Consider the following 14936-nt stretch of genomic DNA (forward strand, 5'->3'; position numbering starts at 1 on the left):
CTGATTACATCTTAGTGGTGTGAAGAGGTCTTCACGCCGCCTTCCGGCACCGGTACATACGGTGTCTCTTTATCAGAGCGACCGTTGATGGTGCGGGCTTTCTGCCAGGTACGGAACCCGTAGAAAATGATGCTGTACACCACCACCAGGAACAGAATACTTAAGCCCGCGTTGGTGTAGTTGTTGATGACGATATGGTTCATGTTGGCAATCTGCTGAGCGGTCAGTTCGCCGCCGTTAGCAATCTTCTCTTTGTACTGATTCGCCATGAAGAAGAAGCCTTCCATCTGCGGGTTGGTGCTGAACAGTTTCAGACCCAGCGCCCAGGTGGTGCAGATCAGCAGCCATACTGCCGGAACCACGGTAACCCAGATATATTTGGTACGCTGCATTTTAACCAGCACCACGGTGCCCAGAACCAGGGCCACGGCAGCCAGCATCTGGTTAGAGATACCGAACAGCGGCCACAGGCTCTTCACGCCGCCCAGCGGGTCAACCACGCCTTGATACAGCAGGTAACCCCACAGGCCTACGCAGCCTGCAGTACCAATGATACCCGCAACCAGAGAGTCGGTTTTCTTCAGGAACGGAACGAAGTTACCCAGTAAATCCTGCAGCATAAAGCGGCCAGAACGGGTACCCGCATCCAGTGCAGTCAGGATGAACAGCGCTTCGAACAGAATACCGAAGTGGTACCAGAAGCCCATGTCAGCCATCGGCAGCACTTTGTGGAACACGTGGGCGATACCTACAGCCAGCGTCGGTGCGCCACCTGCGCGGTTCAGAACGGACGGTTCACCGATGTCTTTCGCGGTTTGCAGGATCTGCTCAGGCGAAATCACGAAGCCCCAGGAGCTGACGGTTGCCGCCGCGTGTGCGGTGACGTCTTTCAACTGCGCCATAATCAGCGGCGCGTTCTCGCCACCCATTTCATGCAGGTTCGGCATGGTGATGCCAAGACCCGCAGGCGGGGTGTTCATTGCGAAGTACAGACCCGGTTCGATGATGGACGCAGCAACCAGCGCCATAATCGCCACGAAGGACTCCATCAGCATCGCGCCGTAACCAATGAAACGCGCGTCGGTTTCACAAGCCAGCAGCTTCGGTGTAGTACCGGAGGCGATCAGCGCATGGAAGCCAGATACCGCACCACACGCGATGGTGATGAACAGGAACGGGAACAGAGCGCCTTTCCACAGCGGGCCAGTACCATCAACGTACTGGGTCATTGCCGGCATTTTCAGTTCCGGGTTGAGGATAACAATCCCCACCGCCAGACCAACGATAACGCCGATTTTCAGGAAGGTAGCCAGATAGTCGCGCGGAGCGAGGATCAGCCATACCGGCAGCAGCGCAGAGATAAACGCGTAGCCGATCAGGGTAAAGGTAATAGTGGTGTCTTTAAAGGTCAGCGCCGGGCCCCAGAATGGGTCGTGCGCAATCACGCCGCCGAAGTAGATGGAGGCAACCAGCAGCACAATACCAATCACCGACACTTCACCCACACGTCCTGGTCGCAGGAATCGCATGTAGATACCCATGAACAGTGCGATAGGTACGGTTGAGCAGACGGTGAACACACCCCACGGGCTTTCCGCCAGCGCTTTTACCACGATCAGCGCCAGTACCGCGAGGATGATGATCATGATTAAGAAGCAACCGAACAGCGCAATGGTTCCCGGCACCGGGCCCATCTCTTCTTTGATCATCTCACCCAGAGATGCGCCGTTACGGCGAGAAGAGATAAACAGCACCATGAAGTCTTGCACCGCACCGGCCAGCACGACGCCCGCCAGCAGCCACAGCGTACCAGGCAGGTAGCCCATCTGCGCAGCCAGTACCGGTCCAACCAGCGGACCGGCACCTGCGATAGCGGCAAAGTGGTGACCAAACAATACGTTACGGTTGGTTGGAACGTAGTTCAGACCATCATTATTGATGACCGCCGGCGTGGCGCGCGTCGGGTCAAGTTTCATCACCTTTTGGGCGATGTACAAACTGTAGTAACGATAAGCCACCAGATAAACAGAAACTGAGGCGACCACGATCCACAGGGCACTGATGTGCTCACCCCGACGTAATGCCACTACCGAGAGGCAGAATGCACCGATGATTCCGAGAATCACCCAGGGTATGTGCTTGAATATCTTTTTCGTATCCATAGTAAAACCTGGTATCTAATTAATAATTGGCCGAAGCCGCGTGGGTTTGATCTTGTGTTTGAGGAGGTAAATTGACTGCTATGTTGCGAGGATCTTGCCAGATAATTACGCGCGTAAAGTAAGGTAAATAAGTGAGCGGTTATATGTCAGCTTAAGCGGTCCCAAGTGTCAGCGAGCGGTAAGCTGTTGGGATTAATGAAGGGGTTTTTGTGATTGAGATCACGGCATTATAGTGTCCGCTTGCTGATATGCCGTGTTTTTCCACTGACAGAGCATTTCATTGAGAGACTCAGATTACGATATAACAATAAGGCGTTTGTTCGATGTCTCTGAGCAACACATGTTTCTTACGTGATTTAGTCAGGTAATATTTTTCATCCAAATAGTAGTCAATAAGTTCATTGAGGCGCTCTTTATCTATCCGGGGCGTTACTCCCAGCGTCCAGAAGCTACGCAGCGCTAATTCCGAACGTTTGATTTTGGCGCTTTTAACCAAATCAGCAATCATATTTCTGACGCAGCTTGTCGGATCCTGGTTCTGCTTGAGTTCAAGTGCAATGTAGCTGTCCAGCGTCCAGCCTTTTTTCCGCAACAAAAAATCTGCACGCACAGACAATCGCTGTGGATTTTTTCGCAGATCGCAAGCGAGGGTTTGTTCACGCCACCATTCATGACCCGTCGAAGCCAACAGATTAGCGAATTCTATCTGCATCCAGACTTCCCAACCGGAGATGTTGTACTGATCAATGATATTGAGCTTTTGGCGAATATCTTCGCGTTCAAAAAAGTGGTGCGCGAGGGTGGATAGGTGATCAAAATCGCGATTTAACATAGAGGCATCCTTTCCTTAAAAAACGGGAATCCTACACCTAAGGCGCAACGGAACGACTAATTTTTTACGTAATTTGTCATAGGGAACGGTATTTAATGCGAAAACGATAATTCTGTGGCAATTGCTGACACCATAAAGTTTTCTCTTTCCAGGCCGAAAACCAGAGTATCTGTCTAGCGGAAAGAGAAAACATGTTAAAACGAATGAAGATTGTTACCAGCTTACTGCTGGTATTGGCGCTGTTTGGCCTTTTACAGCTCGCCTCGGGCGGCCTGTTCTTTAACTCACTTAAGAATGACAAAGAGAACTTTACCGTTCTGCAAACCATTCGCCAGCAACAGTCTGCGCTGAACGCCACCTGGGTTGAGCTGCTGCAAACGCGTAATACCTTGAACCGGGCGGGTATTCGCTACATGATGGATCAGAGCAATATTGGCAGCGGTGCGACCGTTGCTGAGCTGATGCAAGTAGCCAGCACCGCGCTGAAACTGACGGAAAAAAACTGGGCGCTTTACGAGTCGCTGCCACGCGATCCGCGCCAAAGCGAAGCTGCATTCCAGGAAATCAACCGCACTTACGACATCTATCATGGTGCGTTGGCGGAACTGATCCAGTTACTGGGTGACGGGAAGATCAACGCGTTCTTCGATCAACCGACTCAGAGCTATCAGGATGGTTTTGAGAAAGCCTATATCAACTATATGCAGCAGAACGATCGTCTGTATGACATCGCAGTGGCTGATAACAACAGTTCTTACAGCCAGGCGATGTGGGTGCTGGTCTGCGTGCTGATTACTGTACTGGCGGCAATCATTGCGGTCTGGTTTGGTATCAAACTGACCCTTATCTCCCCAATGAACCGTCTGATCGACAGCATTCGCCATATCGCCAGCGGCGACCTGGTGAAGCGCATTGACGTGGAAGGTTCCAACGAGATTGGACAGTTGGCGGAAAGCCTGCGCCATATGCAGGGTGAGCTGATGAACACCGTAGGGGATGTGCGTAACGGTGCCAACGCGATTTACAGCGGGGCCAGCGAGATTGCCATGGGCAATAATGATCTCTCCTCGCGTACCGAACAGCAGGCGGCTTCTCTTGAGGAAACCGCAGCCAGCATGGAACAGCTGACGGCAACCGTGAAGCAGAACGCCGAAAACGCGCGCCAGGCCAGCCATCTGGCGCTGAGTGCTTCGGAAACCGCGCAGAAAGGCGGCAAAGTGGTGGATAACGTCGTGCAAACTATGCGTGACATCGCTTCCAGTTCGCAGAAAATCGCCGACATTATTAGCGTCATCGACGGCATTGCTTTCCAAACTAACATTCTGGCGCTCAACGCCGCGGTAGAAGCCGCGCGTGCGGGTGAACAGGGGCGTGGTTTTGCGGTGGTTGCGGGTGAAGTTCGTAATCTGGCCCAGCGTAGTGCGCAGGCCGCGCGCGAGATCAAGAGCCTGATTGAAGACTCGGTCAGCCGCGTAGATGTCGGTTCAACGCTGGTTGAAAGCGCCGGTGAAACCATGGATGAGATTGTCAATGCAGTGACCCGCGTGACCGATATTATGGGTGAAATCGCCTCCGCTTCTGACGAGCAGAGCCGCGGGATCGACCAGGTCGGTCTGGCTGTTGCCGAGATGGATCGTGTCACGCAGCAGAACGCCTCGTTGGTGGAAGAATCCGCCGCCGCCGCCGCCGCGCTGGAAGAACAGGCCAGCCGTCTGACTCAGGCCGTTGCCGTGTTCCGTATTCAGCATGACCAGCAACGCGCACGTGACGTTGCCGCGGCTAAGCCGGTGTCAACGGTCCAGCCGCGTAAAGCTGCGGTAACGGATGCCGGGGATAACTGGGAAACGTTCTAAGTAAGCATCAGGCGCATGGCGCAGCGTGATTCATACGCCAGGCCATGCGCCGCTTCCTCTTCTCTTTTCTGGCGCAGTAATACAGGAAGCGTCTCATCAGCCAGTAGCTCAAAACCCAGTCGCGCGTACAATGGCGCATTCCACGGCACATCGCGGAAGGTGGTCAGCGTGAGCGACGTATAACCTTTCGCACACGCCTGCCCGGCAACATAGCTAAGCAATCTGCGGCCAATGCCTTTTCCCTGCCACGCCTGATGCAGCGACAGTTCCGCAATAAACAGCGATGAATCCAGTGCTTCGGCGACTAAAAAACCGACCGGATGCTCATCGGCCTGCGCCAGCCAGCTCAAGCCAGCGGCAGCAAATGCGCGATGCCGGGCAGCCGGCATAATCTGGTCGTCAGCAATCCATGCCAGTTCCGGGATGTGTAAAAAACGTTGCCCCGCCGATCGTTCGATCGCGGGAAGCGCAGCGGTGTCTGCCAGCGTGGTGGAACGTAAGATGATGTTCATTTGTCGAGCATAACATGCCCGATAAGCGCGGTGTTATCGGGCATCGTGAGGATTAATCTTTACGCGGATCGCTGATGGGCTGGCGCACCAGGAAGATGTAGGCGAGAGCGCCCACCATGGTGACGCAGCCGCAGATGATCAGCGCCAGACGGAAAGAGTTGGTGGTATCAACAATAAATCCGGTGACGATCGGTGCGAATGACGCGCAGATGAAGCTGGCGAAGTTCTGGATACTGCCCACGGAGGCGGTCATGCGTGAAGCCACCGCCACGTGGATCAGACCCCAGCAGGATGTTCCGGCGAAGTGGATACAGAACAGCGCCATGCCGATCAGTAACACCGCAGCCATTGACGTTGTGGCCTGTGGTACGACGAAGGTGAAGGCCGCAGAACAGAACATCCCGGCGATAATACAAATCTTACGGCTCTTAATCGGCGCCATACCGCCTTTCACCAGCCAGTCGGTGACAAAACCATTAATCAGCATGCCGGCTGCACCAAACAGGAACGGGATCGCCGCCATTAATCCGGTGCTTTTTAAATCCAGATTGTAGGAGGTTTGCAGGTAGCCCGGCAGCCAGGCCAGATATAACCATGCGGTGTAGTTGATGCCGCTAAAGCCCAGCATCATGCCCCACATCGTGCGATTGCGAAACAGGCTGCGCCATTCGGCAAAGCTCAGGGGATCGCGGCGGGCATTGACGCTACCGGCGTTCAGGTACGCCTGTTCGGTGGCGCTCAGTGCAATCTGCTCGCGGTTGCGATACAGCATGTACCAGCCGATGGCGAGGAAAATGCCCAGCACGCCGATGGTAATAAACATCCAGCGCCAGCCCATCACCAGCATCATGGCAGCCAGAATCGGCGGGCTAATGGCTACACCGATGGTGGAAGCGGCGTTGAATAATCCCATCGGGCGGCCGCGCTCTTTGATGTTAAACCAGTCGTTGATGACCTTTACGCCGCACGGGTTCATTGGCGCTTCGCCGATCCCCATCCCGATACGCACCAGCACAAACTGAGTGAAGCTGTGTACCATGCCGGACATCGCCTGAAACAGCGACCAGAAGAACATCCCCAGTCCGAGCATAATGCGCGGACCTTTGCGATCCAGAAGTGGGCCGCAGGGGAGCTGGGCAATACCGTAAGCGAGCGAAAATACCGACAGCAGCACGCCGATTTGCGTGGCGCTCAACCCCAGCTCTTCACGAATCGTTAAGTTAGCAACCGACAGAGAACTGCGGTCGAGATAATTAATTACCGCAGCAAAAAATAATAAAATCATTGCCGTGGTCTGAATGCGTTTTATTCGGCTACTGCGTTGCACCATGCCTTCAGACGGAACATTTATATCCGCAGATGACGACGTGCCAAACGAAGAACTCGGGTCGAGGGTAATATTATTTTTTTCCACGCCGGACTCCTGAACCTCAATAATTTATTATTCACACAGCCGGGCTGTGCAGTATTGAAAAAATACCAGTGATGAAAAAATTTACTCATCACTGCTCACAAAAGTTTTTAATGCAGTCGACTTAGCGTGAGCATAGGCAAGAGGTATTTTTCCGGCGTTTTTATTTTTATAAAATCGTGCTCCCGGTAATAGTTTGCTGTTTTTTATCGGTACTTAATGTGCGGCGCGATGACTTTGGTTGATGGAACGAATCATCGATTGTTTAGCTGAATTCAAATGGTTACATAGCGCCAGCGTGGCATCCAGGTCGCTGCGGCAAATCAGCGCGCTGAGGATGGTCATATGCTCATCGATGGCAATGATGTTGCGTTGTTTGAGGTCGCTCTCATCCCACTGATAGTGGAAGTGGAAAATCACGGAGATGATTTCAAGTGATTGATTAAAAAATATATTGTCGGCAGCGGAGAGCAGTAAAGCATGAAACTCACGGTCTAACTGCGAGAACATACGAAAGCTGCTGCCGATGCTGTCGCGCAGGATCCGGTGGCGCTCAAGCAGCGTTTTCGCCTGCAGCCAGCGTGGGTCATCGTCGGGCAGATTGAGAAAATGCTGCAGGGAATGGGTTTCCAGCATTTCTCTGAGTTCAAACAGTTGTTCCGCATAGGCCTGATCGAACTGCTTCATGCTCCACTGACCGCGTTTTTCGTTTTTAATCAGGTTGTAACGTTCGAATTTTAAAAGATATTCCCGTACCACTACCGGGCTTACCCCCGCGGCTCTGGCAAGCTGCAGTTCGGAAAAACTCTCGCCCGCGCGCAGCTGGCGCTGGTTGATCATAGTGAAAAAAGCCTGCTCAAAAATCCGGTTTTGCTCGGTCATGGAGGCGGTGGTGCAGGCAAAACCGTCATCATGGTCAGGTTTACGCACGATGACATAGTGGCTACCGACCTGGGTTAGCACCCCGCACTCGCCTAGGTGGCTCAGCATATGGCGCACGGTAGTGCGGCTGATGTTGTACATCTCCGCCAGCGCACTTTGCGAAGGAAGTGGGGAAGGGATATGACCCCGCGCCATATCATCGATTATCTGGTTAATCACATTGTGGCGTAAGTTTTGTGAACGGCTCATGGCTTCTCCTTTTTGCCTATTAAAACCCGATTTAAAACATTTTTATGCGCTGGAATTCACAGATTGTGTTTCTGTTTTCTCCGGCTTTTTTATTTTCGTTGATATCTGAGGCAACAGAAAAACAGGAGAGCAGAATCATGTCTACGATGAATACCTTGATTTGCCAGGAGCCTAAAAAATTAGTCTGGAAAGAGCGCGAAATACCTATTCCGGGTGAGGGTGAAGCATTAATAAAAATTAAATCGGTAGGGATTTGTGGTACCGATATTCATGCCTGGGGCGGCAACCAACCTTTTTTCAGTTACCCACGAGTGTTAGGTCATGAAATATGTGGGGAAATTGTTGGGCTGGGAAAAAATATACAGAATCTGAAAAATGGGCAGCAGGTGGCGGTTATTCCTTACGTGGCCTGCCAGCAGTGTCCGGCATGCCTGAGCGGGCGTACCAACTGCTGCGAGAAGATTTCAGTGATCGGCGTGCATCAGGATGGCGGTTTCAGTGAATATCTGTCCGTTCCGGTGACCAACTTACTGGACGCGCAGGGGATTGACCCGCAGGCGGCGGCGCTGATTGAGCCTTACGCCATCAGCGCGCATGCGGTACGTCGGGCGGCGGTGGCGCCAGGTGAGCAGGTGCTGGTGGTTGGCGCCGGTCCGATTGGTCTGGGCGCTGCGGCGATTGCCAAAGCCGATGGCGCACAGGTGGTGGTCGCCGATACCAGTCCGGCACGCAGAGAGCATGTGGTTTCCCGCCTGGGGCTCCCGGTTATCGATCCGTCCGCTGACGATTTTGATGTGCAGCTGCGTGATCAGTTTGGCGGTTCGCTGGCGCAAAAGGTGATTGATGCCACGGGGAATCAGCATGCGATGAACAATACGGTGAATTTGATTCGCCATGGCGGCAGCATCGTTTTTGTTGGGTTGTTCAAAGGTGATTTGCAGTTCTCTGACCCTGAATTCCACAAGAAAGAAACCACCATGATGGGCAGTCGCAACGCCACACCGGAAGATTTCGCCAAAGTCGGCCGCCTGATGTCGGAAGGCAAATTGACCGCCGACATGATGCTCACGCACCGTTACGCCTTTGCCACACTGGCAGAAATCTACGAGCGGGATGTGATCAACAACCGTGAACTGATTAAAGGCGTGATTACGTTCTGAGAGGGAAAACAGGATGAATACATTGAATCGACGTGATTTTGCGGGGGCCAGCTACCCAACGCGCGTGATCCAGTTTGGAGAAGGTAACTTTCTGCGGGCGTTTGTCGACTGGCAACTGGATATTCTCAACGAATACACCGATTTGAACGCGGGCGTGACCATTGTCAGGCCAATTAATACCGATTTCCCGCCGTCGCTGAATACCCAGGACGGGCTGTATACCACGCTAATTCGCGGGCTAAACGAGCAGGGTGAGACGGTGAGCGAGGCGCGGCTTATCCGGTCGGTGAATAACGAAATCAATCCGTATGAGGACTTCGCGGCGTATCTGGCGCTGGCGCACAATGCGGATATCCGCTTTGTGTTTTCGAATACCACCGAAGCCGGAATAAGCTATCACCCGGCAGACCGCGTGGATGATGCGCCGCCGGTGAGCTTTCCGGCCAAACTGACGCGCCTGCTGCTCGAGCGCTTTAATCAGTTTGCCGGGGCGGCGGATAAGGGCTGGGTAATTATCCCGTGCGAGCTTATCGACTATAACGGTGAGGCGCTCAAATCCCTGGTGCTGCGGTATGCGCAGGAGTGGCATCTTCCTCCGGCGTTTGCCGACTGGGTGGAGACGGCAAACACGTTCTGTTCCACGCTGGTCGACCGCATTGTCACCGGCTACCCGCGAGAAGAAGCCGCCGCGCTGGAAGCTGCGCTTGGCTATCACGATGCGTTTCTCGATACCGCGGAGCATTTTTACCTGTTTGTGATCCAGGGGCCGCAGTGGCTGGCAGAGGAGCTGAAGCTGGCTCAGTGTCCGCTGAATATCCGTGTAGTGAGCGATATCAAACCGTACAAAGAGCGCAAGGTCGCCATTCTCAATGGCGCGCATACAGCGCTGGTACCTGTAGCATGGCTGTGCGGGCTGGAGACCGTTGGCGAGGCGATGCAGGATGCTGATATCCGCCGCTTTGTCGAGCGGGCGATTAGCGAGGAAATTATACCGGTATTGGATCTTCCGGCGGATGAACTGCGTGAGTTTGCCAGCGCGGTGAACGGGCGTTTTCGAAACCCCTACATTCGTCACCAGTTGCTTTCCATTGCGCTTAATGGGATGACCAAATTCCGCACCCGAATTTTGCCGCAACTGCTGGCGGGTGAGAAAAATGGGCGTTGGCCCGTGCGGTTAACGTTTGCCCTTGCTGCGCTGTTGGCGTTTTATCGCGCAGAGCGTAACGGGGAACGCTATCCGATCCAGGATGACGAGCAGTGGGTCAGTCTGTATGCCAGCCTGTGGCCGCGAGTTGGCAGTGATTTAACGCTGCGTGAGCTGGTCGATGCCGTGCTCGGAGATGCGGCGCACTGGGGAGATGATTTGACGTTGTTGCCTGGGCTTGCCGGGCAGGTAACGGCCAACCTGGAGATGATTCTGGCGCAGGGGATGCGCCAGGCAGTGAAAAGTCTGGAATAAGGTTGCCATGCAGCGCCCGGTGTAGTGTTGGGCGCTGTTTTTTTTACCCCTGAGCAGCCACTACTTTGATTTCAACCATCCCGATCCCCAGCTTTCGCGGCGAGTGGCCGAGAATATTGCCCTCGTTGGTGGCAACCGGATCGGGCGGGACAATCACCAGCGTATCGGCATCCGCCGGGTTTTCAAAATGTAAGGTGGTGGTGGTGACATCGTGGCCTAACACCAGCGTCTGTTCCTCGTTGCCAACACGCACGGGAATAGGGCGATTAGCGTTGTCGCCGAAAGCTTTCGCGGTGATGACCAGATCGAATTTCTTCGGCAGCGGGGCCTTGTATTCGATAGTTACCTCTTTGCTGAGCTGTGCATTGGACCAGCGCCCCCAGGATTCGGGTCGTGATATACCGCTAAACTGTTTCACCTCTTCCGGTGCGCCCGCCACGTTGAAGACGAAACTATCGGCTTTGTAACGGATGTCGTTATCGACAATTTTCAGCGTATCGACGTTACCTTTGTAGCGCTCTATGTCGATCACCGTGTCTTTAAATACGGTTTTACTTTTCCATTTGGCTTTGTCGACGTGCTGCACAATTTGCTGCCCACCTAACTGACCCTGTGAAACGCACCAGTCGGTAGAGAGCGCCAGCTCCGGCGCCCACAGCTGCGCCATTTTGTAGCAGCGATCGACCCAGACAAAGTTATCGCGCGGGGCAAAATCAGCCAGTTGGAAGCGCAGCGGGGCAGAGTATTCGCTTTCCGGTAGCGGCTCGACGCGTTTGTCCGATACCCGCAAAAGCAGCGGCAGGCGGAAATGGCTGCCGGAGAAAGAGATCATGTTTTTGTCCTGGTCGACGGTGAACTCTTTCATCTCTTTCGGGAAATTCCACAGGCGAATGATATCGGGTTTCCACGCCAGCATTTTTTCTTTGATGTTCATGAACACTTCCGATACGGATTCGCTCGACAGGCTGCTGCGGCCAAGGCCGATAAAGTTATCGCCGCCGAGAATATCCAGTACCGTTGCCCCGTTATCCATGGTGTTACGCTTTACCGCCAGCGTATCCTGTTGCGGCTGGTCGCCGCGCAGCACGAAGAACAGGTTGTTGCGATCCTGTTTGTTCAGGTACTTCCATGCAGTGTTGTTCATCGCCAGATGATCAGAAGACACTACGATCACGGTGTCTTTAAACCACGGAGAGGCTTTAATTTTATTGATAAATTCAGCGATATTTTCCTGACTGCAGCTGACCGCGCTGAACGACTGGTTGGCCTTCCCGTCGATGTCATAACGTTTACGGTTACAGCTACGTGAGATAAATCCATCCGGATGATGGGTATCCACAGTCAGGGTAAACAGTGAAAAGCGCTGGCCCGAGCGCGAAAGTTCTTCGAATTTTTTCCACGCTTCGCCCAACACGGTGTCGTCGTAGAAACCCCAGTCGTTACGATAGGCCGGATCCGCCACCACGCTTTTTAACTCTTCCGCGCCGTACAGATGGTCAAAGCCGTGAGATTTCAGGAACACGTCTTTGCCGGCAAAGCGCAGGTTGGCACCCTGCACGAAGTAATTCTGATAGCCGGAGTTTTTCAGGATATCGCCCAGACAGATATTGTTGGGGAAGAAGCTGGAGACCGACGCCGAGGCGTTGCCTTCAAACGGCGCAAACAGCGGAATACCGCACTGGGAGGCAACCATCCCGGCGATGGTGTAATCGGTACCCGGCAGCTGCATGGTATTGCTGAAATCCAGACCTTCGTTTTGCAACGCGCCGAGTTCCGGGGTCAGATCCGGGAAGGCATCGTTGTTAAAATAGGTGCGCTCAAGACTTTCGCCGTAGATATAAACCAGGTTCAGCTTCGGATTGGGAATGGTTTTCGACGGCTCTTTATAATACGTCGCGAAATCCGGATCGCCATCGCGCGATTGCGACTTAACCAGCTCGGTTATCTGGTGAAACGCCGGGCTGGCGTCGACGGAAGCCAGTGCCAGCAGCAGGGCCAGCAGACTGTAACCCACATGATGCGGGTGATGGCGACGGCGGCGCAGGATCCAGCCGAGCGCGACAAAAACGGTCGTCAGCACCAGCGCGATGCCGACGCCCGGCAAAATATATTTTCCAATCCCCGCGCCGGTCAGGCTGTTGGTCAACGTGTACAGAACCGCGTCATTGATCCCGTCACCGGTGAAATAGTCACTGGCGTACAGCGTGATATTCAGGACAATAAAAATCCCCAGCACCGTTAACGTGGCAGCAAACCACCAGGTGTTGCGACCCGCTTTCCAGGCGTAAATCAGCACTGAAGCGAGAAACAGAGTAATGGAGATTAATTCTGACAACGGTCGATCCTCAGTAAACCAGGCACATGCCTTGCAGGCTAATCATTCGGGGAAAGCACAATGTAATAGCGATGTAACATTGCTGCAATTGTAGTGACATTAAATTACGTTGTTATTCAGAATTGGTTTAGATATGCGTATTTTTTGCGGGGAAAAACTAGTTATTTGATACGTGAATGTTTTGGCGTAAGGAATGATGCCGCGCAGGCTGTACGCGGCAATTCAGGCATCAGGAAATGAAGTTCATCCCCTGTTTTAACACCAGATCGCAGGCCTTGGTTTTTACCTGCTTCGCCAGCGAGCTGTTACCGATGGTATTCAGGTCCAACTGTTGACCATCTTTGGCGTTGAGCAGACCCTGAATACCGTCCATATAGTTGGTGTCTTGTTTTTGCTCAGGCGCGCTGAGGCCCAGTTTATCCAGCACCTGGTTTTTGACGTTTTGCGTGTCGGTGACCGAGGCCAGTTTCTGTTTCGCGCAATATTCCAGGATCCCGGCGGCATTATTCATGCTGCTGGAGGTCAGCGACTGATTGCTGCCATTCAGCAGGCTGGTCAGGGAAGAGAGCGACGAGCTGCTCTGCGAGCCTGAACTTTGTTTGCTCAGTTCGCTGGCCGCGCTGGAGAGCGAATCCTGCCAGGAGGCGGCAAAAACGCTGGTGGAGATAAGCGTGCTGGCGGCAAGCGCACAGCACAGCAGACGTTGGTGTGTTTTCATCATGATAAGCAACTCGTGTTATGCCTTTCAGCGCAGTATAGCGCTGGCTGTCTTAAGAGTGGTCCTAATACGTTAATACTCTTTACCGGTTACGCGACTACGGTAGCTTTCCCAGTTAAAGATGACCCACAGGCTGTTGCCAAGGCGCATACGGTCCATTACGCGCTCACCCAGCAGTTTGTTCATTTCATCCATATTACTGTTAGTCAACATACCGGTCGGGCGTTTTGAAGACGAGCGGCGATCGACGATCTGGTTGATGATCACTTTTTCGTAGCGGGATTCAGTTTGCATGCCGATCTCATCGATCACCAACAGATCCACGTTGCTCAGATCGTTAAGCAACTGTTCTTCGCTGGTTTCACGATTACTGAAGGTTTCTTTCATCGCCGACATAATATCGGCGACGGTAATGATCAGTACCGATTTGCCGCGCAGCAGCAGTTCGTTGCAGATGGCAGCGGCCAGATGGTTTTTGCCCGTGCCGGGCTTGCCGGAGAAAATAAAGCTGGCGATGTTGCCGTCAAACTCTTCAACGTACTGGCGGGCTTTGCTCAACGCATTCATCTGACCTTCGCACTCCACCCGATAGTTATCGAACGAACAGTTCTGATGCAACGGACGAATACCGGAACGGTTGAAAGTGCGCTGCATTTTCATGGCCCGGTTTTCACGGGCCAGCGCGGCGGCGCGAATTTCACCTTGCTCTTTTTGCCATGCCAGCAGTTCTTCGCCCGTTTTAAATGCGGGCTCGACATTAGGCGGCATCATTTTTTGCAGACGTTTCATCAGGTCGCCAACGTTTTTCATCGTTATCCTCTAAAACCCGGTGGAATATGGCTGTCAGGCTCGCTGACATTGTTCACATCGCGCTTCGGCATTCCGCCATTACTGGCCCGGCCAATCTGGATGCTGCGCGCCAGTTTTTGCTGCCACTGAATATGGTGAAAGACTTTGCCTTCGGCCTGCCAGTACGCGACGAATGAGGCCAGTTCCTCGGCGGTGACGGGTTCTCTTAGCGCCACGCCCCACAGGGCAGCCTGGCGCTGAAAGTCGGCATCGGGCTGCCAGTCAGCGTACATCGCAAATTTCCCCATTGGCACCGCAACGGGGACGGCCTGCGGCTCTTCATAAAATTGTGCATCCAGCGTCACATCGCTTCCCGGGCGTGACAGCCTCTCTTCAAGCGCCAACAACTCAGCCAGTCGTGCAGGCGTCACCGCGTAAAACGCTGGCGCGTTATTGGCAAATACGGCTACGGCGCCGCCCGTTGATTTGGCCAGCACTGCGTGGTGATCGTGTAGTAAGGCGTCAATGCTAGTGACGTCCGGCGTCAAAATTTTGCAGGGCATAATGTTTCTCA

At 53.5% G+C, this 14936-nt stretch carries 12 protein-coding genes; 3 read left to right on the forward strand and 9 right to left on the reverse strand.

Going from position 1 to position 14936, the window contains the following annotated elements:
- Window positions 1–11 precede the first annotated feature (11 nt).
- Complete coding sequence (gene btsT, locus OGX99_RS02740) at window positions 12–2162, reverse strand: pyruvate/proton symporter BtsT (protein ID WP_151216653.1); 2151 nt, start codon at window positions 2160–2162, stop codon at window positions 12–14.
- A gap of 289 nt (window positions 2163–2451) precedes the next feature.
- Window positions 2452–2994, reverse strand: a complete 543-nt coding sequence (locus OGX99_RS02745) for a hypothetical protein (protein WP_187253680.1) — start codon at window positions 2992–2994, stop codon at window positions 2452–2454.
- Between the two features lie 191 nt (window positions 2995–3185).
- Here OGX99_RS02745 and tsr point away from each other — a divergent pair, with 191 nt between their 5' ends.
- Window positions 3186–4847: a methyl-accepting chemotaxis protein gene (tsr, locus tag OGX99_RS02750; RefSeq protein ID WP_187253681.1), complete on the forward strand. Its 1662-nt coding sequence runs from the start codon at window positions 3186–3188 to the stop codon at window positions 4845–4847.
- On the opposite strand, the gene OGX99_RS02755 is transcribed toward tsr, so the two are convergent.
- From OGX99_RS02755 to OGX99_RS02765, 3 genes are all read right to left on the reverse strand, one after another.
- On the reverse strand, window positions 4844–5359 hold the full coding sequence (locus OGX99_RS02755) for a GNAT family N-acetyltransferase (RefSeq protein ID WP_286542615.1): 516 nt from the start codon (window positions 5357–5359) through the stop codon (window positions 4844–4846). The genes tsr and OGX99_RS02755 overlap by 4 nt on opposite strands.
- A 52-nt stretch (window positions 5360–5411) precedes the next feature.
- Window positions 5412–6773: an MFS transporter gene (locus tag OGX99_RS02760; RefSeq protein WP_151216654.1), complete on the reverse strand. Its 1362-nt coding sequence runs from the start codon at window positions 6771–6773 to the stop codon at window positions 5412–5414.
- 213 nt (window positions 6774–6986) lie between these two features.
- The gene (locus OGX99_RS02765; protein ID WP_086550806.1) at window positions 6987–7901 is read right to left on the reverse strand and encodes a GntR family transcriptional regulator; all 915 of its coding nucleotides are present in this window, start codon (window positions 7899–7901) and stop codon (window positions 6987–6989) included.
- A gap of 137 nt (window positions 7902–8038) precedes the next feature.
- Between OGX99_RS02765 and OGX99_RS02770 the strand changes: the two genes are divergently transcribed.
- On the forward strand, window positions 8039–9061 hold the full coding sequence (locus OGX99_RS02770) for a zinc-binding alcohol dehydrogenase family protein (RefSeq protein WP_151224518.1): 1023 nt from the start codon (window positions 8039–8041) through the stop codon (window positions 9059–9061).
- 13 nt (window positions 9062–9074) lie between these two features.
- On the forward strand, window positions 9075–10520 hold the full coding sequence (locus OGX99_RS02775; RefSeq protein ID WP_286542617.1) for a tagaturonate reductase: 1446 nt from the start codon (window positions 9075–9077) through the stop codon (window positions 10518–10520).
- Window positions 10521–10563: 43 nt separating this feature from the next.
- On the opposite strand, the gene opgB is transcribed toward OGX99_RS02775, so the two are convergent.
- From opgB to dnaT, 4 genes are all read right to left on the reverse strand, one after another.
- Window positions 10564–12855 (reverse strand): phosphatidylglycerol--membrane-oligosaccharide glycerophosphotransferase, encoded by a 2292-nt coding sequence (gene opgB, locus OGX99_RS02780; RefSeq protein ID WP_187253685.1) that lies wholly within the window; start codon window positions 12853–12855, stop codon window positions 10564–10566.
- A 229-nt stretch (window positions 12856–13084) separates the two neighbouring features.
- Window positions 13085–13576: a YjjA family protein gene (locus tag OGX99_RS02785; RefSeq protein ID WP_151216658.1), complete on the reverse strand. Its 492-nt coding sequence runs from the start codon at window positions 13574–13576 to the stop codon at window positions 13085–13087.
- 69 nt (window positions 13577–13645) lie between these two features.
- Complete coding sequence (dnaC, locus tag OGX99_RS02790) at window positions 13646–14383, reverse strand: replicative helicase loader DnaC (RefSeq protein ID WP_061067183.1); 738 nt, start codon at window positions 14381–14383, stop codon at window positions 13646–13648.
- Between the two features lie 2 nt (window positions 14384–14385).
- Window positions 14386–14925, reverse strand: a complete 540-nt coding sequence (dnaT, locus tag OGX99_RS02795; RefSeq protein WP_151216660.1) for a primosomal protein DnaT — start codon at window positions 14923–14925, stop codon at window positions 14386–14388.
- Window positions 14926–14936: the final 11 nt, after the last annotated feature.

The organism is Citrobacter sp. Cu096, assembly GCF_030332285.1.
Classification (GTDB): domain Bacteria; phylum Pseudomonadota; class Gammaproteobacteria; order Enterobacterales; family Enterobacteriaceae; genus Citrobacter; species Citrobacter meridianamericanus.